At 61.8% G+C, this 23699-nt stretch carries 20 protein-coding genes and 4 tRNA genes; 5 read left to right on the top strand and 19 right to left on the bottom strand.

Features of this window, described 5'->3' with window-relative positions:
- Nucleotides 1-132: 132 nt before the first annotated feature.
- The 5 genes from asd to leuC form a co-directional block, all read right to left on the bottom strand.
- Nucleotides 133-1245: an aspartate-semialdehyde dehydrogenase gene (gene asd, locus TU75_RS21875; protein WP_003234328.1), complete on the bottom strand. Its 1113-nt coding sequence runs from the start codon at nt 1243-1245 to the stop codon at nt 133-135.
- Nucleotides 1246-1309: 64 nt separating this feature from the next.
- On the bottom strand, nt 1310-2392 hold the full coding sequence (gene leuB, locus TU75_RS21870) for a 3-isopropylmalate dehydrogenase (RefSeq protein ID WP_060550095.1): 1083 nt from the start codon (nt 2390-2392) through the stop codon (nt 1310-1312).
- Between the two features lie 52 nt (nt 2393-2444).
- A complete protein-coding gene (locus TU75_RS21865) occupies nt 2445-3209 on the bottom strand; it encodes a class I SAM-dependent methyltransferase (protein WP_060550094.1) in 765 nt (254 codons plus the stop codon).
- A gap of 129 nt (nt 3210-3338) precedes the next feature.
- A complete protein-coding gene (gene leuD / locus TU75_RS21860; RefSeq protein WP_003234333.1) occupies nt 3339-3983 on the bottom strand; it encodes a 3-isopropylmalate dehydratase small subunit in 645 nt (214 codons plus the stop codon).
- A 10-nt stretch (nt 3984-3993) separates the two neighbouring features.
- Nucleotides 3994-5412: a 3-isopropylmalate dehydratase large subunit gene (gene leuC / locus TU75_RS21855; protein WP_060550093.1), complete on the bottom strand. Its 1419-nt coding sequence runs from the start codon at nt 5410-5412 to the stop codon at nt 3994-3996.
- A 140-nt stretch (nt 5413-5552) separates the two neighbouring features.
- On the opposite strand from leuC, the gene TU75_RS21850 reads away from it, so the two are divergent.
- A complete protein-coding gene (locus TU75_RS21850) occupies nt 5553-6443 on the top strand; it encodes a LysR family transcriptional regulator (RefSeq protein ID WP_060550092.1) in 891 nt (296 codons plus the stop codon).
- A gap of 64 nt (nt 6444-6507) precedes the next feature.
- A complete protein-coding gene (locus tag TU75_RS21845) occupies nt 6508-8625 on the top strand; it encodes a putative bifunctional diguanylate cyclase/phosphodiesterase (protein ID WP_015372500.1) in 2118 nt (705 codons plus the stop codon).
- Between the two features lie 10 nt (nt 8626-8635).
- On the opposite strand, the gene TU75_RS21840 is transcribed toward TU75_RS21845, so the two are convergent.
- The 11 genes from TU75_RS21840 to uvrB all read right to left on the bottom strand — a co-directional run bounded on the left by TU75_RS21840 (nt 8636) and on the right by uvrB (nt 17698).
- A complete protein-coding gene (locus TU75_RS21840; RefSeq protein ID WP_060550091.1) occupies nt 8636-9223 on the bottom strand; it encodes a hypothetical protein in 588 nt (195 codons plus the stop codon).
- Nucleotides 9224-9598: 375 nt separating this feature from the next.
- Entirely contained in the window at nt 9599-10735 is a 1137-nt protein-coding gene (locus tag TU75_RS21835) for a hypothetical protein (protein ID WP_060550090.1), read from the bottom strand.
- A gap of 421 nt (nt 10736-11156) precedes the next feature.
- The gene (locus TU75_RS21830) at nt 11157-12116 is read right to left on the bottom strand and encodes a tRNA dihydrouridine synthase (RefSeq protein ID WP_003234342.1); all 960 of its coding nucleotides are present in this window, start codon (nt 12114-12116) and stop codon (nt 11157-11159) included.
- Nucleotides 12117-12172: 56 nt separating this feature from the next.
- On the bottom strand, nt 12173-12607 hold the full coding sequence (locus TU75_RS21825) for an acyl-CoA thioesterase (protein ID WP_060550089.1): 435 nt from the start codon (nt 12605-12607) through the stop codon (nt 12173-12175).
- A 38-nt stretch (nt 12608-12645) separates the two neighbouring features.
- A complete protein-coding gene (locus TU75_RS21820; RefSeq protein ID WP_003234346.1) occupies nt 12646-13185 on the bottom strand; it encodes a TetR/AcrR family transcriptional regulator in 540 nt (179 codons plus the stop codon).
- Nucleotides 13186-13366: 181 nt separating this feature from the next.
- Nucleotides 13367-13442, bottom strand: a tRNA-Glu gene (locus TU75_RS21815).
- A gap of 79 nt (nt 13443-13521) precedes the next feature.
- Nucleotides 13522-13597: transfer RNA gene (locus tag TU75_RS21810), tRNA-Ala, on the bottom strand.
- Between the two features lie 49 nt (nt 13598-13646).
- A tRNA-Glu gene (locus TU75_RS21805) sits at nt 13647-13722 on the bottom strand.
- A 78-nt stretch (nt 13723-13800) separates the two neighbouring features.
- Nucleotides 13801-13876: transfer RNA gene (locus TU75_RS21800), tRNA-Ala, on the bottom strand.
- 147 nt (nt 13877-14023) lie between these two features.
- Nucleotides 14024-15505: a glutamate--tRNA ligase gene (gene gltX / locus TU75_RS21795; RefSeq protein WP_003234349.1), complete on the bottom strand. Its 1482-nt coding sequence runs from the start codon at nt 15503-15505 to the stop codon at nt 14024-14026.
- A 177-nt stretch (nt 15506-15682) separates the two neighbouring features.
- The gene (gene uvrB / locus TU75_RS21790) at nt 15683-17698 is read right to left on the bottom strand and encodes an excinuclease ABC subunit UvrB (protein ID WP_003234351.1); all 2016 of its coding nucleotides are present in this window, start codon (nt 17696-17698) and stop codon (nt 15683-15685) included.
- 363 nt (nt 17699-18061) lie between these two features.
- On the opposite strand from uvrB, the gene TU75_RS21785 reads away from it, so the two are divergent.
- Complete coding sequence (locus TU75_RS21785; protein WP_060550088.1) at nt 18062-19258, top strand: amino acid aminotransferase; 1197 nt, start codon at nt 18062-18064, stop codon at nt 19256-19258.
- A gap of 99 nt (nt 19259-19357) precedes the next feature.
- Nucleotides 19358-19573 (top strand): hypothetical protein, encoded by a 216-nt coding sequence (locus TU75_RS21780; RefSeq protein WP_015372505.1) that lies wholly within the window; start codon nt 19358-19360, stop codon nt 19571-19573.
- A gap of 255 nt (nt 19574-19828) precedes the next feature.
- Here TU75_RS21780 and ptrR read toward each other — a convergent pair whose 3' ends face one another.
- Nucleotides 19829-20692, bottom strand: a complete 864-nt coding sequence (gene ptrR / locus TU75_RS21775; RefSeq protein WP_060550087.1) for a putrescine utilization regulator PtrR — start codon at nt 20690-20692, stop codon at nt 19829-19831.
- Between the two features lie 102 nt (nt 20693-20794).
- Here ptrR and TU75_RS21770 point away from each other — a divergent pair, with 102 nt between their 5' ends.
- The gene (locus TU75_RS21770; RefSeq protein WP_060550086.1) at nt 20795-22186 is read left to right on the top strand and encodes an aldehyde dehydrogenase family protein; all 1392 of its coding nucleotides are present in this window, start codon (nt 20795-20797) and stop codon (nt 22184-22186) included.
- A 12-nt stretch (nt 22187-22198) separates the two neighbouring features.
- On the opposite strand, the gene TU75_RS21765 is transcribed toward TU75_RS21770, so the two are convergent.
- Both TU75_RS21765 and TU75_RS21760 read right to left on the bottom strand, forming a co-directional pair.
- Nucleotides 22199-22504 (bottom strand): protealysin inhibitor emfourin, encoded by a 306-nt coding sequence (locus TU75_RS21765; protein WP_003234362.1) that lies wholly within the window; start codon nt 22502-22504, stop codon nt 22199-22201.
- A 28-nt stretch (nt 22505-22532) separates the two neighbouring features.
- A complete protein-coding gene (locus TU75_RS21760; protein ID WP_060550085.1) occupies nt 22533-23594 on the bottom strand; it encodes a M4 family metallopeptidase in 1062 nt (353 codons plus the stop codon).
- Between the last annotated feature and the right edge of the window lie 105 nt (nt 23595-23699).

Raw genomic sequence — 23699 nt, 5'->3', positions numbered from 1 at the left:
GCCAGCTCCCCCCTGTGAAGCTGCGAACACATTCCACTGTGGGAGCTGGCTTGCCTGCGATAGCGCCCGAAAGCCCAATAAAAAACCCCGCGCCTGTCACCAGAGCACGGGGTTTTCAACATCCGGCAGCAATCACCGCTCCAGCAAAATCCGCAACATCCGACGCAGCGGCTCCGCCGCGCCCCACAGCAACTGGTCGCCCACGGTGAACGCGCCAAGGAACTGGCTGCCCATGTTCAGCTTGCGCAGACGGCCTACCGGCACATTCAGGGTGCCGGTGACCTTGGTCGGGCTCAACTCCTGCATGCTGATATCGCGGTTGTTCGGCACCAGCTTGACCCATGGGTTGTGCTGGCTGATCAGCCCTTCGATATCGGCGATCGGCACGTCCTTGTTCAGCTTGATGGTCAGCGCCTGGCTGTGGCAGCGCATGGCGCCGATGCGCACGCAGATGCCATCCACCGGGATCGGGCTCTTGAAACGACCGAGGATCTTGTTGGTCTCGGCCTGGGCCTTCCACTCTTCGCGGCTCTGGCCGTTCGGCAGTTCCTTGTCGATCCACGGGATCAGGCTGCCGGCCAATGGCACGCCGAAGTTCTCGGTCGGGTAGGCTTCACTGCGCATGGCGTCGGCCACACGGCGGTCGATATCGAGGATCGCGCTGGCCGGGTCGGCCAGTTGATCGGCGACAGCAGCATGGGTTGCGCCCATCTGCTTGATCAGCTCACGCATGTTCTGCGCGCCGGCGCCGGACGCCGCCTGATAGGTCATGGCGCTCATCCACTCGACCAGACCGGCTTCGAACAAGCCACCCAGGCCCATCAGCATCAGACTGACGGTGCAGTTGCCGCCGACGTAGTTTTTGGTGCCGGCATCCAGCTGCTGGTCGATGACCTTGCGGTTGACCGGGTCGAGGATGATCACGGCATCGTCCTGCATACGCAGGCTCGAGGCAGCGTCGATCCAGTAGCCCTGCCAGCCGGCTTCACGCAGCTTGGGGAAGACTTCGCTGGTGTAGTCGCCGCCCTGGCAGGTCAGGATCACGTCGAGGGTTTTCAGCTCTTCAATGCTGTAGGCGTCCTTGAGCGGGGCAATATCCTTGCCCACGGACGGGCCTTGGCCACCCACATTCGAAGTGGTGAAAAACACCGGCTCGATAAGATCGAAATCCTGCTCTTCCAGCATCCGCTGCATGAGCACGGAACCGACCATACCGCGCCAACCGATCAGACCTACACGTTTCATCGCAACTACACCTTGTTCAAAAGTGGGCCGCCTGGCAGCAACAACTGCAAGCGGGCCCGAGAGATTACAGATTCCGCAGCGCGGCGACTACAGCGTCGCCCATTTCTTGCGTCCCGACCCGGGTGCAACCCTGCGACCAGATGTCGCCGGTGCGCAAACCCTGGTCCAGCACCAGGCTCACGGCTTTCTCGATGGCATCTGCCGCGTCACTCAGGTTGAAGCTGTAACGCAGCATCATCGACACCGACAAAATCGTCGCCAACGGGTTGGCAATGCCCTGCCCCGCAATATCCGGCGCCGAACCGTGGCACGGCTCGTACATGCCTTTGTTATTGGTGTCCAGGGACGCCGACGGCAGCATGCCGATGGAGCCGGTGAGCATCGACGCCTGGTCGGACAGGATGTCGCCAAACAGGTTGTCGGTGACAATCACGTCAAACTGCTTGGGCGCGCGCACCAGTTGCATGGCGGCGTTGTCGACGTACATGTGGCTCAGTTCGACGTCCGGGTAATCCTTGGCCACCTCTTCGACGATTTCACGCCACAGCTGGCTGGAAGCCAGCACGTTGGCCTTGTCCACCGAGCAGACCTTCTTGCCACGCACACGGGCCATGTCGAATCCGACACGGGCGATGCGGCGGATTTCGCTCTCGCTGTACGGCAGGGTGTCGTAGGCCTGGCGCTCGCCGTTTTCCAGCTCGCGCACGCCCCGTGGCGAGCCGAAATAGATACCACCGGTCAGTTCACGCACGATCAGGATGTCCAGGCCCGCCACCACTTCCGGCTTGAGGCTCGACGCGTCAGCCAGTTGCGGGTAGAGGATGGCCGGGCGCAGGTTGCCGAACAGGCCCAGTTGCGCGCGGATCTTCAGCAGGCCGCGCTCGGGGCGGATGTCGCGCTCGATCTTGTCCCACTTGGGCCCACCCACGGCGCCGAGCAGCACGGCATCGGCCGCGCGGGCGCGGTCCAGGGTTTCGTCAGCCAAGGGAACGCCGTGTTTGTCGATGGCGGCGCCGCCGATCACGTCGTGGCTCAGTTCGAAGCCCAGGCTGTACTTGCTGTTGGCCAACTCCAGCACCTTGACCGCTTCGGCCATGATTTCCGGACCAATACCGTCGCCAGGGAGAATCAGAATCTGCTTGCTCATGGGTTCCTCGTTTCATCAAGCGACCCGCCCGCAGGCAGGTCGGGAAAATGGATCAGCGTTCGGCCCAGACCACCAGTACGTCGGCGCTGAAGGTGCCGTCGGCTTGAATCTCGTAGTAATCGCGCACTTCCTGACCCATCGCATGTTGCAGCTCAAGAATTGCCGCGCGCAAGGCCGGCGGCGTGCGCATGCGCTCGACCCACGAGGTGTATTCCAGACGCAGGCGCTGGCGACTGCTGCTGCGCACGTGCAAACCTGCTTCGCTGAGCTGGCGCATCCACTCGGCAGCCGAATAGTCACGCACATGACTGGTGTCGCGCAGCACTTCGACCGTTTGCAGGTAAGTGTCCAGCAACGGGCTGCCTGGCGACACCACATCGACAAACGCCGCCACCCCGCCCGGCTTGAGTACGCGGCGCACTTCGCGCAGGGCCAGGCCGAGGTCGCTCCAGTGGTGCGCCGAATAGCGACTGAACACGAAGTCGAACTCGCCATCGGCGAACGGCAGGCGTTCGGCGGCGCCGTGGACGGTGCGGATGTTGGTGAGTCCACGATCCTTCGCGGCGGCGGCCACCACATCGAGCATCTGTTGGGACAGGTCGCAGGCCACTACTTCTTTGACCAGCGGCGCCACGTGGAAGCTGACATGACCGGCACCGCAGCCCAAATCCAGCAGTCGTGCAGCGCCCTGCCCGGCCAGTTCGGCCTGGAGCAGCGCGAATTCGGTGCCTTGGGCGTGCACGGCACTGCTCAGGTAGGCTGAGGCTTGCTCGCCGAATTGTTTTTGCACGACTTGGGTGTGGGCGGTGTTGGTCATGGTGGCTTTCCTTGGGTTTTGGGGTGCTGGTACGGGCGCTATCGCAGGCAAGCCAGCTCCCACATTTGGAATGCATTCCAAGGTGGGAGTCGGGCTTGCCCGCGATGGGGCCCGCACGGTTACCGCAAATCAGGCATCGCGAAACAGCCAGGGCTGGCTCGCCCGATGCTTGGCTTCAAACGCTGCAATCGCATCGCCGTCCTGCAAGGTCAGGCCTATATCGTCCAGGCCATTGATCAGGCAGTGCTTACGGAACGCATCCACCTCGAAGTGATACACCTTGCCGTCCGGGCGGGTCACGGTTTGCGCCGCCAGGTCAACGGTCAGTTGGTAGCCCACATCCGCTTCCACCTGCTTGAACAACTCATCCACTTCGGCATCGCTCAGGATGATCGGCAGCAAGCCGTTCTTGAAGCTGTTGTTGAAGAAGATGTCGGCGTAGCTCGGCGCGATGATGCTGCGAAAGCCGTATTCTTCCAGGGCCCACGGCGCGTGTTCACGGCTGGAGCCGCAACCGAAGTTCTCACGGGCCAGCAATACGCTGGCGCCTTGGTAACGTTCGGCGTTGAGCACGAAGTCTTTGTTCAGCGGGCGCTTGGAGTTGTCCTGGTAGGCATAGCCCACGTCCAGGTAGCGCCACTCGTCGAACAGGTTAGGGCCAAAACCGGTGCGCTTGATCGACTTCAAAAACTGCTTGGGAATGATCTGGTCAGTGTCCACGTTGGCACGGTCCAACGGCGCGACCAGACCTGTGTGTTGGGTAAAAGCTCTCATCAGAAATTCCTCAGATCAATTCGCGAACGTCGATGAAACGACCGTTTACCGCCGCTGCAGCAGCCATGGCCGGGCTCACCAGATGGGTGCGGCCACCGGCGCCCTGACGCCCTTCGAAGTTACGGTTGGAGGTGGACGCGCAATGCTCGCCCGACTCCAAACGGTCCGGGTTCATCGCCAGGCACATCGAGCAGCCCGGCTCACGCCATTCAAAGCCGGCTTCGAGGAAGATCTTGTCCAAGCCTTCGGCTTCAGCCTGGGCTTTGACCAGGCCCGAGCCCGGCACCACGATCGCCTGCTTGATGGTCGAGGCCACCTTGCGGCCTTTGGCGATCACCGCCGCTGCGCGCAGGTCTTCGATGCGCGAATTGGTGCAAGAGCCGATAAACACGCGATCCAGCTGAATGTCAGTAATCGCCTGATTGGCTTTCAAGCCCATGTATTTCAAGGCGCGCTCGATGGAACCACGCTTGACCAGGTCGGCTTCTTTAGCCGGGTCCGGCACGTTCTGGTCAACCGCCAGGACCATTTCCGGCGAGGTGCCCCAGCTCACTTGCGGCTTGATCTGCGTGGCGTCCAGCTCGACCACCGAATCGAACACCGCGTCGGCGTCGGAGACCAGGTCTTTCCAGGCCTCGACCGCGGCGTCCCAATCGGCGCCTTGAGGCGCGAACGGACGCCCCTTGACGTACTCGACGGTTTTCTCATCGGCCGCCACCATGCCCACGCGGGCACCGGCTTCGATGGACATGTTGCAGATGGTCATGCGGCCTTCGATGGACAGGTCGCGAATCGCGCTGCCAGCGAATTCGATGGCGTGGCCGTTACCGCCGGCGGTGCCGATCTTGCCGATCACGGCGAGCACGATGTCCTTGGCAGTCACGCCGAACGGCAACGTGCCTTCGACGCGCACCAGCATGTTCTTCATTTTTTTGGCGACCAGGCACTGGGTCGCGAACACATGCTCCACCTCGGACGTGCCGATGCCGTGGGCCAGGGCACCAAACGCACCGTGGGTGGACGTGTGGGAGTCACCACAAACCACCGTCATGCCCGGCAAAGTGGCGCCCTGCTCCGGGCCGATCACATGGACGATGCCCTGGCGCACGTCATTCATCTTGAATTCGGTGATGCCATATTCGTCGCAATAGTCGTCAAGGGTCTGCACCTGCAGACGCGACACGGTGTCGGCAATGGCGTCGATGCCGCCCTTGCGTTCCGCAGTGGTCGGCACGTTGTGGTCGGGGGTGGCGATGATCGAGTCGACGCGCCAGGGCTTGCGCCCGGCCAGTCGCAGGCCTTCGAACGCTTGGGGCGAGGTCACTTCATGGATGATGTGACGGTCGATGTAGATCAGCGACGATCCATCATCGCGACGTTTCACTTCATGGGAATCCCAAAGCTTGTCGTACAGCGTTTTGCCGGCCATCAGTCGGTCCTCATCAGCGGTGCTTCTATATGCCGGGCTTTTCAATAACCCTTTGGCTTGTGAGGCTGATGGTATGGCGCTACATTAAATAACTCAAATTCATAATTTTTATACTTTGGATTACCAGCTGGAATGCCACCATGGACCTGGCCAACCTCAATGCCTTTATTGCCATCGCCGAGAGCGGCAGCTTCTCTGGCGCCGGTGAACGCTTGCACCTGACCCAACCGGCCATCAGCAAACGCATCGCCGGCCTGGAACAACAATTGAACGTAAGGCTGTTCGACCGCCTGGGCCGTGAAGTGGGCCTCACCGAGGCGGGCCGGGCCTTGCTGCCGCGCGCCTATCAGATCCTCAATGTGCTGGATGACACCCGCCGCGCCCTCACCAACCTCACCGGTGAAGTCAGCGGGCGCCTCACCCTTGCCACCAGTCACCACATCGGCCTGCATCGCCTGCCGCCCATCCTGCGCGCCTTTACCCGGGAATACCCCCACGTTGCGCTGGATATTCAGTTCCTCGATTCGGAAGTGGCCTACGAAGAAATTCTCCACGGCCGCGCCGAGGTGGCCGTGATCACTCTGGCGCCCTCGCCCCATCACCTGGTGCGCGCCACGCCGGTGTGGGATGACCCGCTGGACTTCGTGGTGGCGCCGGAGCACAGCCTGACCGGCAACGCCCGCGTGAGCCTGGCCGATATCGCGCGGCACCCGGCGGTTTTCCCCGGCGGCAACACCTTTACCCATCATATTGTCAGCAAATTGTTCGGCGCTCAGGGCCTCACGCCCAACATCGCGATGAGTACCAATTACCTGGAAACCATCAAGATGATGGTCTCCATCGGCCTGGCCTGGAGCGTGCTGCCGCGCACCATGCTCGATGATCAGGTGACAAGCATCGCTTTGCCGGGCATACAGCTCAGTCGCCAGCTAGGCTATATCGTGCACACCGAAAGGACGCTGTCGAACGCTGCACGAGCTTTCATGAGCCTGCTGGATGCACAGGTCGATCTGCCGGGGCCACCGGCATGATGCCGTGCGGTCGTGGGCCTTGAAGAAACCGCGCTGTCCGCCCATCGAGCCAAGGCCCTTGATAATGCACAACCCTGTCGACCCGCAGCACAGCACTGCCGAGCAGGCGCTCAAGGACAGCCAGGAGCGCCTTGACCTTGCGCTGGAGTCGGCGCAGTTGGGCACCTGGGACTGGCACATTCCTACCGGCATGCTCTACGGCTCGGCCCGCGCCGCTCAACTGCATGGCTTGCCCCCCGAGTCTTTCCACGAGCCTTTCGAGGCATTTTTCGAGGGCATGCCCGATTCCGATCGCGACAACATGCGCAGCGCCTACCGCACTCTGCGCAAAGGCCCGGCCGGCAACTACCAACTGATTTACCGCGTGCCCCTCGAAGACGGCAGCGCGCGGTACCTGGAAAGCCGTGCCCGGCTGTATCGCGACGAACACGGCGCCCCGCTGCGCATGGCCGGCACTCTGCTGGACATCACCGACCAGGTCGAACGCGAACAACAGCTCACGGCCTCCGAAGAAAAATTCGCCAGCGTCTTCCATGCCAGCCCCAACGCGATTTCCATCACCGAACGCGACACGGGCCGGTATGTGGAGGTCAATGACGGCTTTTGCCGCTTGACAGGCTACCGCGCCGAAGAGGCCATCGGTCTCACGCTGTACCAGATCGGCATCTGGGCCGATGAAAACCAGCGCTCGGCGTTATTGGCGGAGCTCGCGATCAAGGCCCGCATTCCTCATCTGGAAATGCTCTGGCACAACCGGCGCGGCGAGGTGCTGTCGGTGGAAGTCTCGGTGGAGCCGATCACCCTTAATCAAACCCCCTGCCTGCTGTTGACTGCGCGGGACGTTAGCCTGCTGAAGAACGCCCAGGCTCAGGTCCGCCACCTGGCCTATCACGACCCGCTCACCAACCTGCCCAACCGCGCACTGCTGATGGACCGCCTGAGCCAGCAGATCGCCCTGCTCAAACGCCATAATCTGCGCGGCGCCCTGCTGTTTCTTGACCTCGACCATTTCAAGCACATCAACGATTCCCTCGGGCATCCGGTGGGCGACACCGTGCTGAAAATGATCACCGCGCGCCTGGAAGCCAGCGTGCGCATGGAGGATACCGTCGCGCGCCTGGGTGGCGACGAATTCGTGGTGTTGCTCAGCGGCCTTGAAGGTTCGCGCACGCAGGTCAGCCGGCAGGTACAGGACCTTGCCGAGACGTTGCGCCGGTTGCTCTCGGAGCCGATGTTCCTTGACGGTCATCGCCTGCAGGTCACACCGAGCATTGGTGTGGCGTTGATCCCCGACCATGGCTCGACCCCGACCGACCTGCTCAAGCGCGCCGACATTGCGCTGTACCGTGCCAAGGACTCGGGACGCAACACCACGCAGATGTTTCACAACAGCATGCAAAAAGCCGCCAGCGAACGCCTGCGCATGGAAACCGACCTGCGCCTGGCGCTCGCGCGCGGCGAGTTCAGCATGCATTACCAACCCCAGGTGGATGCACGCGGCAACCGCATCGTCGGTGCCGAGGCGCTGGTGCGCTGGCAGCACCCGCAACTGGGCGCGCAGTCGCCGGCTGAATTTATCAAGGTGCTGGAGGACAGTGGCCTGATCCTCGAGGTGGGCACCTGGATTCTCGATGAGGCCTGCGCAGGTGTTGCACAACTGATCGCCGACGGCCTGGTGGACCCGCTGAATTTCAGCCTGTGCGTGAACATCAGCCCACGGCAGTTCCGCCAGAACGACTTTGTGGAACGGGTGGAGCACAGCCTCAAGCACTACGAATTGCCGTTCAGCCTGCTGAAGCTGGAAATCACCGAAGGCATCGTGATCCAGAACCTGGATGACACGGTGCTGAAAATGCGCCGCCTGAAAAAGCTCGGCGTGAGCTTTGCCATGGATGACTTCGGCACCGGCTATTCGTCGCTGACCTACCTCAAGCGCCTGCCGGTGGATGCGCTGAAAATCGACCAATCGTTCGTGCGCGATGCGACCCACGACCCCAACGACGCCGAAATCATCCGGGCGATCGTGGCGATGGCGCGCAGCCTGAACCTGGAGGTGATCGCCGAGGGCGTGGAAACCCTGGCACAGCTGGCGTTCCTGCAAGGGCTGGGCTGCCACCTGTATCAGGGTTACCTGCACAGCCGACCGTTGCCCATCGAGCGGTTCAGGACACTGCTGATGTAGCGCACGGCTCTCACACCAGAGCGACCGCTTCGCCAGCCCTTGGCGCACCGCCCTTGCGGCCCCACAGCTCTTCATGCCCCCCAATCACTGCAACCGAATGCTTGTCGGTGTTGATCATGCCCAACTGACCGCCGGCCAACGCCTGCACTGAGGTTTTTCTCACATGGCGGCCCAACCCCAGGCGCTGGAGCGCCTCGCCGGTTTCCTGCTCGTCTTCACCGTCGTTGAGGCTGTCGATGGCCGCGCTGAAGCTGGCGCCCGCCGTGCCGTCGTTGTTTTGCTCCTGCGCACGCTTGGCGCTGACGGCAAACAGGAAGTTGGCATCCTTGAGCATCCCGGCATCCGCGCCCTTGAAGCGCGCACCACGAGCCGCCTGCGACACCTCCTGATCAGACACACTGAGCACATGACCGTCCCGCAGCGTGACGTCATAGCCGCGCGCCGTTCTCTGAACCCTGGCGAAAACACTTTTGGGACTCTGGCCGAACCGCGCCATGGCAATCTTGATCGCTGCCACCGTGACGCAGTTGCCTTGATCGCTCTGATGAAAACCGCGCCAGATATCAGCGGGTTTTTCCCCTGGCGCTTTTGTGGACATCCGCGCGGGTTGTGCCATGCCTGGGCTGATACCCAGCCATGGGTTAACTATCGTCCTGAAGAGGCTCCCCAGCCGTACGCCGCTGCTGGCAAGCTGGCGACACTCGCGATTGCGTTGTGCAAACGTCCAGGAAGGTGCGGGATAAACGTGACACTGATGCATGGGCTCAGGCGCCCGGCGGACAGCGCTGCACGCCTGCGCGAGCGCCCGGTCATACTCGTGCCTGAAACCTGCCGCGTGGGTATTGAAGATTGAATACATGAACCCTGCCTTGAACGCGTCTCCCCAACTGCATGGGCAGTCGAGGAGTCTTGGTCAGCGAATTAGCGAGTGAAGATGGCTACGAGGCTGTATCGACATAGCCTGCCGAAGATTTCAGCCCAAACGCCCATAGATTGGATGCCCAGCGCCCGGAGCAGGCGACCTGATGCCTGGGCGAACCTTGACCTCGCTGTCAGCCTCGGCGATGGTCTCCCGCTCAGCGTCCTTCTGCGTGGTCGTCGCATGCTCATGCTCATGCTCATGTTTCGCTTCCGTTGCGGCCGCCGTGTGCACCCCTGCGTCCAGCACGGTATCAACTTTCTCTTCTGCGTCCGCCTTCACCTCGGCCTCGGTTTTAAGCGCGTCCGGCGTCGCTGCAAGGGTTTTCGCCTCCGCGCGCAGCTGGCTGGCAGTCGTGGTACCGGTGATCGCGGCTGCGTCGTTGCGTTCATCGACCTTTGGCTCGTCGATAATCAATCGTGGCTTGATCGATGAGACCGTACTCGACCCATCATTGGAGATAACGTTTACATGGACGCCGGCAGCCAGGCTGATCCTGTACTGCTTGCCGCTCTCGGGCGTCAGGTTCACCTGGGTGCTGCCATCCGGCATGACCGTCACCTGCGCATCGCCGTCGGCGGAGAGCTTCAGCGACTCGTCTTTTACAGCGCCTGGCGCTACGGATGCAGGGCTGTCAGTGCGTGCATTGATCTGTATGCCTGGCTCGGCGTGGAGCTTGGTTTTTGCCATTGGCTCCTGGTGCACAGGCGGCGTTTGGCTGTCCGCGCCTTTCACTCCGATCTGTAAACCGCCATCAGCGGCGAGCTTCGCCTGAGCGTCTTTTTCGCCGCTCGCAGGCTTGGGCTGGGTGCCAGCGTCTTTAATGCCCACTTGCACATTACCTTCAGCGCCAGCTTTGATCTGGACATCCGGTTTCACCAACGTTATCGGCGAACTCTGCACATCAACCGGCAACTTGGAACTGCTGCCCCAACTCGATAGAAAGTTGCGCATTGCTTTCAAGACCATCTCGAACATTTCCAACATTTTGTCCAAAGCATCGGCGCTGACGGTCACTTGCTTCCCGCCGCCCTCGGCATTATCGAGATGCGACGCGGTGTTGTTTTTTGGAATAAACCCGAGGTTATTGACTGGCTTTTCCGGCGTTTGCAAACTCTGCGTTGCAGCCTCGCTGGCCGTATTAAGGTCCGACTTGAAACCCGCAACATTATTCATCGATATAGTGGACATTTGTTTCATCTCATTCTTGAAGTGACGCTGCCCGGCAATAACCCGTTAAACATGGCAGCGATAGAGTTGGGCTGGAAGTCATCCATCGCTTCGCAGTCCCTACTTTCGTGGATCGCGGCGCTATCGAGTTCCAGAATTCCGCGATCACATAAGGAAAACAAAATCACCAATCAGATTTTGCCTCGCCCTGCCCCCAGTAAAACCAACGCCTCAACCCTGAAAACAACGCTCATACAGATATATAAAGTAATAAGCAGGCGCAACTTAAAACCCATGAAATAATTAAGCCCTGCCAGGCGTCTTCGCCACGTGCTAGTTCGCGCGCGCGGATAAAAACTCACAACACTGTTTTAGACGCGCCAAAAAAAGGAGCGCCAATGGCGCCCCTGATTGAGTGTTATAAAACGTTATAAATATAAACTTAATTTTTCAGTGCACGCGGCATTCCGATCAACTCGGCCACCTTGTCCAATGCGGTCTCGCGGCGCAGCGCGTGGAACAACTCCACCGCCTGCGGATAATTGCGTGTGAGCATCGCCAGCCACTGCTTCAAGCGACCGGGCGCCTGCTTTTCCGTCAACTGCGCCACCGACTGACGCCAGAATTCATGGAGCATCGGCTGCATCTGCGCCCAGGTCATCTCCACCACGTCCTCACCGGCACGCGCGGCCGCAATCTGCCGCGCCAGGTCGGGGCGCGCAACCAGGCCACGGCCAAGCATGATGTGTTCGGCGCCACTGATTTCGCGACAGCGCCTCCAGTCTTCGACGCTCCAGATATCACCATTGGCAAACACCGGCACCTTGACCACGTCCTGCACCCGCGGAATCCATTCCCAATGGGCCGGCGGCTTGTAGCCATCGGTCTTGGTGCGCGCATGCACCACGATATGCTCCGCCCCACCCTCGGCCAGCGCCGTGGCACACACCAGCGCGCCGTCCGGGCTGTCGAAGCCCAGGCGCATCTTGGCGGTCACCGGGATGTGCGCCGGGACGGCGCGGCGTACGTGCTCGACAATCCGGTTGAGCAGTTCCGGTTCCTTGAGCAGCACCGCGCCGCCGCGTGATTTATTGACCGTCTTGGCCGGGCAGCCGAAGTTCAGGTCGATCACCTGCGAGCCCAGCTCACAGGCAAGAACAGCGTTTTCGGCCAGGCAAACAGGGTCCGAACCGAGCAGCTGCACACGCAGCGGCACGCCCGCCGCCGTGTGGGCGCCGTGCAGCAGTTCCGGGGCAAGTTTGTGGAAATAGGCCGGGGTGAGCAGACGGTCGTTGACGCGAATGAACTCGGTCACGCACCAATCAATCCCGCCGACGCGGGTCAGCACGTCACGCAGGATGTTGTCGACCAACCCCTCCATGGGCGCCAGAGCAATTTGCATGGAAAAACACTCAACAAAAATCGTGGCGCAGTTTACTGGGTTTCCTGCGGGAAACGTTAACCCCCGGTCAGGGCGGGGCCGTAACCGTCGAGAAACTCACTGGGCATGCGCTTGGGCTTGCCGCTGGACAGCTCGATACACACAAAGGTGGTGCGCGCGCGTAGCAGGGTGACCCCGTCAAGCGGTCGCATCAGTTGGAAGCGGCGGGTCATCTTCAGGCGCTGGTCCCAGTCGACGATCCAGGTGGCCAGTTGCAGTTCGTCGCCTTCGTAGCCGGCCGCCAGGTAGTCGATCTCATGGCGCACCACGGCCATGGCGCGGTCCAGCCGGCGATATTCGGTGAGGTCAAGCCCCAGGCGCTGAGAGTGCCGCCAGGCGCAGCGTTCCAACCAGGAAACGTACACCGCGTTATTGGCGTGCCCCAGGCCGTCGATGTCCTCGGGGCCGACCTGCAGATCGATAAAAAACGGTGCTGCCAGATCCCAGCCCATACCTTGCTCCTGTCGGTTGATGTCGGCGAGGCAGTGTATCAACGCACCGCCGACTTCGCTGCGCGCAACACGCGGTCCGACAATTCGCCAGGTCCGAGGGCGCGCGCGAGTGCCAGGCCGCCGATCATCAGGGCCATGCCCGCCAAGGCCTTGTCGGTATCTTCGGGGCTGGCGGCGAGCTGGGCGGCCATCAACTCCGTGTGTTCGTTGAGCGCCTGGCGGAACTCATCCGGCAGTCGGCCCATTTCGCCCAAGGTGGCCGGCAGCGGGCAGGCCTGCGTGGTGGCGTCACGATGTTTGCGCGACAGGTAGAACGCGGCCGCCAGGCTGCGACGCTCCTCGCCGGTGAGTTGGCCATCAATGTCCTCGATCGCCGCGCGACGCGTGGCCAGCAACTGGGTGAAAGCCTCCAGCATCAGCGCGTCTTTGCTTTCAAAGTGCGCATAAAAACCACCGACGGTCAGCCCCGCCGCGCCCATGACTTCGCCCACGCTCGGCTCGGCCGGACCGCGCTGGATCAACGCGGCGCTGGCGGCCTGCAGAATGCGTTCGCGGGTTTGCGCTTTTTTATCGCTCATCAAAAGGCTCCGTCGTTCATGGGCCGGATATTATTATCATGATAATACTTGGCAGGCGAGCGGCGCGGCGACGGGTCGGAACGGGAGAAGGGATCAACGGCGGGTTGGCCAAACGCCAGACAAACAAAAGGGCCATTCAATAATTGAATGACCCTTAAAAATCCCGCAGAGCGGGTAATCGTGGCGTCCCCTAGGGGACTCGAACCCCTGTTACCGCCGTGAAAGGGCGGTGTCCTAGGCCACTAGACGAAGGGGACACAAACCTTCTATACAACTGACCAGCGCTGAGTGCTGATCGATTCAAGGACGGTGTGGCCAGACCTTGGACCTGTAGATTGGTGGAGCTAAACGGGATCGAACCGTTGACCTCTTGCATGCCATGCAAGCGCTCTCCCAGCTGAGCTATAGCCCCGATTTTTCGCCTGGCGGCGCAGCAGACCTTTCGAGCTGCTTGTTGAAACTGGCGTCCCCTAGGGGACTCGAACCCCTGTTACCGCCGTGAAAGGGCGGTGTCCTAGGCCACTAGACGAAGGGGACAAAACCTTCTATACAACGGATCAGCGCTGAGTGCTGATCGATTCAAGGACGGTGTGGCCAGACCTTGAACCTGCAAATTGGTGGAGCTAAACGGGATCGAACCGTTGACCTCTTGCATGCCATGCAAGCGCTCTCCCAGCTGAGCTATAGCCCCTCATCGGTGAGGACGGGGCGAATCTTAATGGCGGTTTGGAAGTGTGTCAAATTTATTTTCAACAATTTCCAAAGTTTTTTGCCGGGATAACAATCACTTACCAACGAAACCCCGGAAAGCCGGGGTTTCGTCGCTGCCACAGAGGACTTAGCCGATAGCGCCCAGCAGCTTTTCCCATTCCTTGTTTTCTTTCTTGGAAACACCGCCCAGCAAATCAAGGGCTTGGCGCAGACGGAAGCGCGTGAGGTCCGGCCCCAGAATTTCCATTGCATCGAGCACCGACACTGAACTGGCCTGCCCGGTGATCGCAGCGAACATCAAAGGCATGGCATCGCGCAGCTTCAATTCCAGAGACTCGACCACCGCCTGAATCGTCGCAGTGATCGCATCCTTTTCCCACTGGCGCAGGCTTTCGAGCTTCCACAGAATCAGCTGCATCAACTGGCGCACCTGGTCGCCCGACAGCTTCTTGGACTCGAACAGCTTCGCGTCCGGGTTCACGCCACCGGCAAAGAAGAAGCTGGCCAACGGTGCGACCTGGCTGAACGTCTCCACCCTGCCCTGCACCAGCGGCGCGATCTTCATCATGTACTCAGGGTTCAACGCCCACTGCTGCACGCGGCTGGCGAACTCTTCTACCGGCAAGTCACGCAGCCACTGGCCGTTGAGCCACGACAGTTTTTCGATATCGAAGATCGGCCCGCCCAGCGACACGCGGGACAGGTCGAAGTTATCGACCATTTCCTGCAACGAGAACTTCTCGCGCTCGTCGGGCATCGACCAACCCATGCGGCCCAGGTAGTTGAGCATCGCTTCGGGCATGAAACCCATGCGCTCGTAGAACGTCACCGAGGTCGGGTTCTTGCGCTTGGACAGCTTGCTCTTGTCCGGATTACGCAGCAGCGGCATGTAGCACAGCTGCGGCTGTTCCCAGCCAAAGTACTCATAGAGCAGGATCAGTTTCGGTGCCGACGGCAGCCACTCTTCGCCGCGCAGCACGTGGGTGATACCCATCAGGTGATCGTCGACCACGTTGGCCAGGAAGTACGTCGGCAGACCGTCGGTCTTCATCAGCACCTGCATGTCCATGCGGTCCCACGGGATCTCGACGTCACCGCGCAGCATGTCCGGCACCACGCAAACGCCTTCGCTCGGCACCTTCATGCGGATCACATGGGGCTCGCCGGCCGCCAGGCGGCGGGCCACTTCTTCTTTCGACAGCAACAGCGCGCGGCCGTCGTAGCGCGGGGTTTCGCCACGGGCCTGTTGCTCGGCGCGCATCTGGTCCAACTCTTCAGCGGTGCAGAAGCATGGGAACGCATGGCCCATGTCGACCAGCTGCTGAGTGTATTGCTTGTAAATATCGCTACGCTCGCTCTGGCGATACGGGCCGTGCGGGCCCCCAACGTCCGGACCTTCGGCCCAGGTGATGCCGAGCCAGCGCAGGGCATCGAAAATCTGCTGTTCCGACTCGCGGGTGGAGCGCAGTTGGTCGGTGTCTTCGATCCGCAGGATGAATTCACCGCCGTGCTGCTTGGCAAAGCAGTAGTTGAACAAGGCGATGTAAGCAGTGCCGACGTGAGGATCGCCGGTAGGCGATGGCGCGATGCGCGTGCGGACGGTGGTCATGGCAGGTCTCGAATGGGCGATATAACTGAAAATTGAAACAAGGGGCGAATGGTAACAGCCTGGGTGATATCTGGAAAACCGAGGCGCGGCTATCGGGGGCAAGCCCCCTCCCACATTGTTCACACATCAAGGTGGGGGGGCGCTTGCCCCCGATGAGGCCGGCACTACCATTACAAATCACACAGCCAGCAACCGCTCGCGCAACTTGCCAATCTCGTCACGCGTCTGCGCCGCCGCCTCGAATTCAAGATCGCGTGCCAACTGGTACATCTTCTCTTCCAACTGGCGAATCCGCTTGGTGATCTCACTCGGCGAGCGCAATTCGTTTTCGTACTTGGCGCTTTCCTCGGCGGCCTTGGCCATGCCCTTGCGCTTCTTGCTGCGCGAGCCCGGCACGGTGGCGCCTTCCATGATGTCGGCGACGTCCTTGAACACACCCTTGGGGGTAATGCCATGTTCGAGGTTGAAGGCAATCTGCTTTTCACGGCGCCGCTCGGTCTCGCCGATCGCGCGCTCCATGGAACCGGTGATGCGGTCCGCATACAGGATCGCCCGGCCATTGAGGTTACGCGCCGCACGGCCGATGGTCTGAATCAGCGAACGTTCGGAGCGCAGAAAGCCCTCCTTATCCGCATCCAGAATCGCCACCAGCGACACTTCCGGCATGTCCAGGCCTTCGCGCAGCAGGTTGATGCCCACCAGCACATCAAAGGTGCCCAGGCGCAGATCACGGATGATCTCCACCCGCTCCACCGTGTCGATGTCCGAGTGCAGGTATCGCACGCGCACGCCGTGGTCGGCCAGGTAGTCGGTGAGGTCTTCGGACATGCGCTTGGTCAGCGTGGTCACCAGCACCCGCTCCTCCAGCGCCACGCGCTTGTTGATCTCCGACAGCAGGTCGTCGACCTGGGTCAGCGCCGGGCGGATTTCGATCTGCGGGTCGACCAGACCGGTCGGCCGCACCACCTGCTCGATCACCCGGCCCGCATGCTCGGCCTCATAATTGCCCGGCGTGGCCGACACAAAAATGGTCTGCGGGCTGATCGCCTCCCACTCGTCAAACCGCATCGGCCGGTTGTCCAGCGCCGATGGCAGGCGGAAGCCGTATTCCACCAGGGTCTCCTTGCGCGAGCGGTCGCCCTTATACATCGCGCCTACTTGCGGCACGCTGACGTGGGACTCGTCGATCACCAGCAAGGCGTCCGGCGGCAAGTAGTCGTACAGCGTCGGCGGCGGCGCGCCGGAGTCACGGCCCGACAGATAGCGCGAGTAGTTTTCGATGCCGTTGCAGTAGCCCAGCTCCAGGATCATCTCCAGGTCGAAGCGGGTGCGCTGCTCCAGGCGCTGGGCTTCCACCAGCTTGTTGTTGGCGCGCAGGTATTCCAGGCGCTCGGCCAGCTCGACCTTGATACCTTCAATGGCGCCCATCAGGGTTTCCCGGGGCGTTACATAGTGGCTTTTGGGGTAGAAGGTGAAGCGCGGCAGCTTGCGGATCACCTCGCCAGTCAATGGATCGAAAGCCGACAGGCTTTCCACCTCATCGTCGAACAGCTCGATGCGGATAGCCTCCAGGTCCGATTCGGCCGGGTAGATGTCGATCACATCGCCGCGCACGCGGAAGGTGGCGCGGGCAAAGTCCATGTCGTTGCGGGTGTATTGCAGGCTCGCCAGGCGGCGCAGCAATTCGCGCTGGTCCAGTTTGTCGCCACGGTCAACGTGCAACACCATCTTCAGATAGGTTTCCGGGCTGCCCAGGCCGTAGATGCACGACACGGTGGTGACGATGATCGCGTCCTTGCGCTCAAGCAACGCCTTGGTCGCCGACAAGCGCATCTGCTCGATATGGTCATTGATCGACGCATCTTTCTCGATAAAGGTGTCGGACGACGGCACGTAGGCTTCGGGCTGGTAATAGTCGTAGTAGGAGACGAAATACTCCACCGCATTGTTCGGGAAGAACGCCTTGAACTCGCCGTACAGCTGCGCGGCCAGGGTCTTGTTAGGCGCCAGCACCAGGGTCGGGCGGTTGATCTGCGCGATCACGTTGGCAATGCTGAAGGTCTTGCCCGAACCGGTCACCCCGAGCAGCGTCTGGTGCGCCAGGCCGGCCTCGATGCCTTCGACCATCTGGCGAATGGCTTCGGGCTGGTCGCCGGCCGGTTCAAAGCGGGTGACGAGCTGGAAATCCGACATAACGTACCTCTTTCAAGTCACCCCGGGCCTGTGGCCGCCAAGGACGAATAGCTCAGCAACCCGCGAATATACTTCGCAGGCTGCAGGAAAAATCATGATAGCTGTAGAAGTGGTGGCGAAGGCGACGGGTTTCAAGGCACTTATCCTACATAGCCTCTGCCTGGCCCTTGTATAGCCCCTGCCTGTTGAATGCCAATAAGACTAACGGTCGGCGCCTCAACCGAAAAACTTGGCCAAAAAGCCGTTTCAACGGTCGCCCTCGGCCGTGCGGGCCTCTATACTAGCTCCCCGTTTGTGCACCGCTCTAGTGCCTCCGGCTGGAGCGCGACACGTCCCTCCCTTCCCCCATAGAGCTGCCGCAAAATGAGCCTGTTCTCCGCTGTCGAAATGGCACCACGCGATTCAATCCTGGGCCTCAACGAAGCATTCAACGCCGACACCCGAACCACCAAGGTCAACCTTGGCGTGGGCGTTTACTGCAACGAGGAGGGGAAGATTCCACTCTTGCGTGCCGTTGCCGAAGCGGAAGCCATTCGCGTGGCGCAACACGCCGCCCGCGGCTACTTGCCGATTGACGGGATCGCAGCCTACGACAAGGCTGTGCAAACCCTGTTGTTCGGTGACGAGTCGCCACTGCTGAACGCCGGCCGTGTAGTGACCGTGCAGGCCGTCGGCGGCACTGGCGCACTGAAAATCGGCGCAGACTTCCTCAAGCAGCTGCTGCCCGACGCCGTTGTCGCCATCAGCGACCCGAGCTGGGAAAACCACCGTGCACTGTTCGAAACCGCCGGTTTCCCGGTGCACAACTACCGCTACTACGACGCCGCCACCCACGACGTCAATCGCGCTGGCCTGCTCGAAGACCTCAACGCCCTGCCGCCACAGTCCATCGTGGTGCTGCACGCCTGCTGCCACAACCCCACCGGCGTCGACCTCAGCCCCGCCGACTGGCAGGACGTGCTGGACGTGGTCAAGGCCAAAAACCTCGTGCCGTTCCTCGACATGGCCTACCAGGGCTTCGGCGACGGCATCCACGAAGACGCGGCCGCCGTGCGCCTGTTCGCCGAATCGGGCCTGACCTTCTTTGTGTCCAGCTCGTTCTCCAAGTCGTTCTCCCTGTACGGCGAACGAGTGGGCGCGCTGTCGATCGTCAGCGACTCGCGGGAAGAAAGCGCGCGCATCCTGTCCCAGGTCAAGCGCGTGATCCGCACCAACTACTCCAACCCGCCGACCCACGGCGCCGCCATCGTCGCCGCCGTGCTGAACAACCCTGAGCTGCGCGCCCAGTGGGAAGCGGAACTGGCCGAAATGCGCCTGCGCATCCGCGGCATGCGCGAGCAGATGGTCGCCGAACTGGCCAAGGCTGCACCGGGCCACGACTTCAGCTTCGTCGGCCGTCAGCGCGGGATGTTCTCCTACTCCGGCCTGAGCGTGGCGCAAGTCACGCGCCTGCGCAGCGAGTTTGGTGTCTATGCACTGGACACAGGGCGCATCTGTGTGGCGGCGTTGAACCAATCGAACCTTGACGCCGTCACAAAAGCGATCGTTCAGGTGCTGTAAGCCGCCGGTCGTGATCAAAAAGGGGAAACCGGTGGTTTCCCCTTTTTCGTATGCAGCCCCTAGACTGAACCCCGACTGCCCCTTTGCTGTGAGAGCCCTATGAGAAACGACGACCTGGATCTTGACCTGCGCGCCGACCGCGACGAACTGCACGACTTCACCCCGCGCGCGCCGCATGCCAAGCGCCAGAAAAGCCTGGTGCTGCAAGTGGCGCTTGGCGTGTTCCTCGGTGGCCTGGCGTTATGGCTGGTGCAATTGGGCGCGACGGCGATCATGGCCAAACTGGCCATGGGCACCTTTCAATTTGGCGGCTGATCACCAGCCCAGGCGAACTGGAACCTGTGTGGCGAGCAGGCTAGCCCCAATGCCGTTCAGTTAAGCGCAGATTCCCTGTGGCGAGCAGGCTTGTCCTGCGTTGGGCTGCGCAGCAGCCCTTAAACCAGGCGCTGAGCCGTATCAGGCACACCGCGTTTTGCTTGATTTGGGGCGCTTCGCACCCCAACGCGGGCAAGCCCGCTCGCCACAGGAATCGGATTGCCTGAACCACAGGGATCGGATGCCTGAAATAGCTCAGGTTGCGCGTTCCTCCAGTAACCGCACGAAGCTGTTCAGGCTCTGGGACACGGTGCCGCGCCGCCAGATCAGCCAGGTGTTGAGCACGCGGAACCCGTCCGCCAGCGGCCACACGCTCACGGCGGCAAACCCCGGCATGCTTTCAAGCATGCTGCGCGGCATCAGCGCCAGGCCCGCACCGGCGCTGACGCAGGCCAGCATGCCGTGGTACGACTCCATCTCGAAAATCTTTCCCGGCACTGCGCCATCGTGTGAGAACCAGCGCTCAAAGTGGTGCCGGTAGGAACAGTTCGAACGAAACGTATAGATATTCTCGCCATTCACATCCCGCCCCCGGCTGATCGGCGCGTGGTGCAGCGGCGCGATCACCACCATTTCTTCCTCGAACACCGCCACGCCCTCAAGGGTCGCGTGCAGCACCGGCCCGTCGACGAACGCCGCCGCCAGCCGACCGGACAGCACCCCTTCGATCATCGTGCCCGACGGTCCGGTACTCAGGTCCAGCTCGACCTTGGCGTGCCGCTGGTTGTACGCCGCCAGCAACGCGGGGATGCGCACCGCCGCCGTGCTTTCCAGCGAGCCCAGCGCAAACGCCCCCTGGGGCTCCTCCCCCGCCACCGTCGCCCGGGCCTCCTGCACCAGATCGAGGATGCGCCGCGCGTAGCCAAGGAAATTCCAGCCGGCCGGCGACAGGCGCAGACGGCTTTTCTCGCGGATGAACAACTCGACGCCCAGGTCCTGCTCCAGCTGCTTGATGCGTGTGGTCAGGTTCGACGGCACGCGATGAATCAGCTGCGCGGCCGCGCTGATACTGCCCTGCTCGGCCACGGCCTTGAAGATTTCAAGTTGCACCAGATCCACAGCATTCTCCAATTGTGAACGTATCGCTCAATATTATTCACTTTCCAGAAAACATGCAGCCCCGTAGGCTGGCCTCATTCACTCATTCAGCCGGACGGTGCCATGAACGCGATTTCCTCCCACACTCACGCCCTGTCGATCAATCCCGCCAATGGCGAAACCATCGGCAGCTACCCGTACGAAACCCAGGTGCAGCTGGACGCCGCGCTTGACCGCGCTAGCGCAGCCTTTCGCAGCTGGCGCCGCCAGCCTGTCAGCGAGCGCGCCGAATTGCTGCTGGCCCTGGCCCGCGCCCTGCGTGAGCAGGCCGAAACCATGGCGCAGATGATCACCCGGGAAATGGGCAAACCCATCGCCCAGGCCCGCGCCGAAATCGAAAAATGTGCGTTGATGACCGAGTGGTACGCCGCCCATGGCCCGGCCATGCTCGATTCGGAAGCGACCCTGGTGGACAACGGCAGCGCCCGTATCGAGTACCGCCCGCTGGGGCCGATCCTCGCGGTGATGCCGTGGAACTTCCCGGTGTGGCAAGTGCTGCGCGGCGCCGTGCCGAGCCTGCTGGCCGGCAATACCTACGTGCTCAAACACGCGCCGAACGTGATGGGCAGCGCCTATTTGATCCAGCAGGCCTTGCACACCGCCGGCTTCGCCAAAGGCCTGTTCGAAGTGATTAACGTGACCCAGGACGGCGTGTCCAAGGCCATCGCCGATCCGCGCATCGCCGCCGTCACCCTCACCGGCAGCGTCCGCGCCGGCATGGCCATCGGCTCCCAGGCCGGTGCCGCGCTGAAAAAGTGCGTGCTGGAACTGGGCGGCTCAGACCCGTTCATCGTGCTCAACGACGCCGACCTCGACGCCGCCGTGCAGGCCGCCCTCATCGGCCGCTTCCAGAACAGCGGCCAGGTCTGCGCCGCCGCCAAGCGCCTGATCATCGAAGAAGGCGTGGTCGAAGCCTTTACCGAAAAATTCCTCGACGCCAGCCGCGCCCTGGTGATGGGCGACCCGACCTCTGCCGCCACCTACATCGGCCCGATGGCCCGCTTCGATCTGCGCGACGAGCTGCACGGCCAGGTGCAGGCCACGCTCGCGGAAGGTGCCACCTTGCTGCTGGGCGGCCACAAAATCGACGGCGCCGGCAACTACTACGCGCCGACGGTACTGGCGGACGTCACCGACCAGATGACCTCCTTCAAACAGGAACTGTTCGGCCCGGTGGCCTCGATCATCACCGCCCGCGACGCCGAGCATGCCGTGGCGCTGGCCAACGATAGCGAGTTCGGCCTCACGGCGAGCATCTTCACCCGCGATGCGGACAAGGCACGGGCGATCACCGACGAGCTGGAAACCGGTGGCGTGTTCGTCAACGCGTTCAGCGTTTCCGACCCCCGCGTGGCGTTTGGCGGGGTGAAGAAAAGCGGCTTCGGCCGCGAGCTGTCGCACTTTGGCGTACGCGAATTCTGCAACGCACAGACCGTGTGGCTGGATCGCAAGTAACCGCCTGCCACCTCAAGACCGGCTATGGCGCCGCACACACTGCACCAGGCCATCCAACGCCTGGGACTTGACCGGCGCGAGCACGCACACCGTGTGTTCGCGCTCGCCCTCGGTGACAGTCAGGGTGTAATGCACCTGGCCCGGCTTGCCGGACTCAGGAGCCTGGCTTTGTGGCAACTTGAAGAAGTCAGACGCCTGGATCAGTTGGCGCAGCTCCTGCTGATCCGGCTCGGGCAGCGCATCCAGCTCGACGCTGCGCGGTTTGGCCAGGCCCGGAAAAAATGCCGGGCCGCCGTTTTCCTTGATCGAAATTCGCATGGCTGCTCCTCACCGCCCAGGCGGTTTGTCAGACGTTGATACCCACCGCTTGCCAGCCTGCCTTGACCGCCTTCTGCTCATCCTTGTTGGCGCCGTACAGGCGACCAGCCACATCATAGGTGATGCGCGCGAAACGCAGAAACCCCGAGTTCGGCCGCAGCCGTGCGTCGCGCAAGGCGTCGTACCAGATCCGGCCGGCACGCTCCCAGGCGAACCCGCCAATCTTCATCGCAACCTGATAGAACGCATGGTTGGGAATACCGGAATTGATGTGCACGCCGCCGTTGTCGTCATAGGTATGCACAAAATCATCCATGTGCCCGGGCTGCGGGTCCTTGCCCAACAGGGGATCATCAAACGCGGTGCCCGGCGCTTTCATCGAGCGCAGCGCCGTGCCCTTGATCTTTTTGGTGAATAGCCCCTGGCCGATCAACCAGTCGGCATCCTCGGCCTTCTGCTTCAACGCGTACTGCTTGATCAGCGAGCCGAACACGTCCGACAGCGACTCGTTCAACGCCCCGGACTGGTTGAAGTACATCAGTTTGGCTTCGTCCTCGGTGACACCGTGAGCCAACTCATGGCCGATTACGTCGAGCGCAATGGTGAAGCGGTTGAATAGCTGCTGGTCGCCATCGCCGAACACCATCTGGGTCGAGTTCCAGAACGCATTGTTATAGGCCTGGCCAAAGTGAACGGTGGCATCCAGGGCCATGCCGGCGTCGTCGATGGAGTTGCGGTCGAATACCTCGTCGAAAAAATCGAAGGTCGCGCCCAGGCCGTCGTAGGCCTCGTCCACCGCTGCATCGCCGCTGGCGGGCTGTCCTTCACTGCGGATCAGCTTGCCCGGCAGTGTGTCGGTGCCGTCGGCGCTGTAGATGGAGCGGCGTTTTTCTGCGGCCATGGCCAGGGCCATGTGCGCAGTACCCTTGGCGGGCACGGCCAGCATGCGCAGTGAGCGGAACGTACTGTCCTTGGCGCGCGTGCGCAGTGCGATTTCACGTTGGGTCTTATCACCGTGACGGGCGATCTGATCGAGCATGTACGGCGGGATCAGGCAGAAGATCGGATTGCGGGGATGGCGAATACACATAAGCGGGTCCCTTTTGACGTGTGATGAACTCCAGATAACCGTTTCAGCATAGTCATGCCGACGACACTTGGCCTAAATTGTCATGAACCTGTGTTGCAGTAGTGT

It is taken from the genome of Pseudomonas poae, assembly GCF_001439785.1.
In the GTDB taxonomy this organism is placed as follows: Bacteria; Pseudomonadota; Gammaproteobacteria; order Pseudomonadales; family Pseudomonadaceae; genus Aquipseudomonas; species Aquipseudomonas poae.
Note: the sequence above shows the minus strand (reverse complement) of the source record. Positions and strands in the feature narration are given on the sequence as shown.

Coding starts and splice junctions, on each gene's coding strand:
- leuB (WP_060550095.1), bottom strand. CDS start 2,392: ATGAGCAAGCAGATTCTGATTCTCCCTGGCGACGGTATTGGTCCGGAA.
- TU75_RS21760 (WP_060550085.1), bottom strand. CDS start 23,594: ATGTGTATTCGCCATCCCCGCAATCCGATCTTCTGCCTGATCCCGCCG.
- TU75_RS21785 (WP_060550088.1), top strand. CDS start 18,062: ATGAGCCTGTTCTCCGCTGTCGAAATGGCACCACGCGATTCAATCCTG.
- TU75_RS21825 (WP_060550089.1), bottom strand. CDS start 12,607: ATGGGCTGGGATCTGGCAGCACCGTTTTTTATCGATCTGCAGGTCGGC.
- TU75_RS21865 (WP_060550094.1), bottom strand. CDS start 3,209: ATGACCAACACCGCCCACACCCAAGTCGTGCAAAAACAATTCGGCGAG.
- leuC (WP_060550093.1), bottom strand. CDS start 5,412: ATGGCCGGCAAAACGCTGTACGACAAGCTTTGGGATTCCCATGAAGTG.
- TU75_RS21820 (WP_003234346.1), bottom strand. CDS start 13,185: ATGAGCGATAAAAAAGCGCAAACCCGCGAACGCATTCTGCAGGCCGCC.
- TU75_RS21765 (WP_003234362.1), bottom strand. CDS start 22,504: ATGCGAATTTCGATCAAGGAAAACGGCGGCCCGGCATTTTTTCCGGGC.
- gltX (WP_003234349.1), bottom strand. CDS start 15,505: ATGACCACCGTCCGCACGCGCATCGCGCCATCGCCTACCGGCGATCCT.
- TU75_RS21840 (WP_060550091.1), bottom strand. CDS start 9,223: ATGTCCACAAAAGCGCCAGGGGAAAAACCCGCTGATATCTGGCGCGGT.
- TU75_RS21780 (WP_015372505.1), top strand. CDS start 19,358: ATGAGAAACGACGACCTGGATCTTGACCTGCGCGCCGACCGCGACGAA.
- TU75_RS21770 (WP_060550086.1), top strand. CDS start 20,795: ATGAACGCGATTTCCTCCCACACTCACGCCCTGTCGATCAATCCCGCC.
- TU75_RS21835 (WP_060550090.1), bottom strand. CDS start 10,735: ATGTCCACTATATCGATGAATAATGTTGCGGGTTTCAAGTCGGACCTT.
- TU75_RS21830 (WP_003234342.1), bottom strand. CDS start 12,116: ATGCAAATTGCTCTGGCGCCCATGGAGGGGTTGGTCGACAACATCCTG.
- leuD (WP_003234333.1), bottom strand. CDS start 3,983: ATGAGAGCTTTTACCCAACACACAGGTCTGGTCGCGCCGTTGGACCGT.
- asd (WP_003234328.1), bottom strand. CDS start 1,245: ATGAAACGTGTAGGTCTGATCGGTTGGCGCGGTATGGTCGGTTCCGTG.
- TU75_RS21850 (WP_060550092.1), top strand. CDS start 5,553: ATGGACCTGGCCAACCTCAATGCCTTTATTGCCATCGCCGAGAGCGGC.
- TU75_RS21845 (WP_015372500.1), top strand. CDS start 6,508: ATGCACAACCCTGTCGACCCGCAGCACAGCACTGCCGAGCAGGCGCTC.
- uvrB (WP_003234351.1), bottom strand. CDS start 17,698: ATGTCGGATTTCCAGCTCGTCACCCGCTTTGAACCGGCCGGCGACCAG.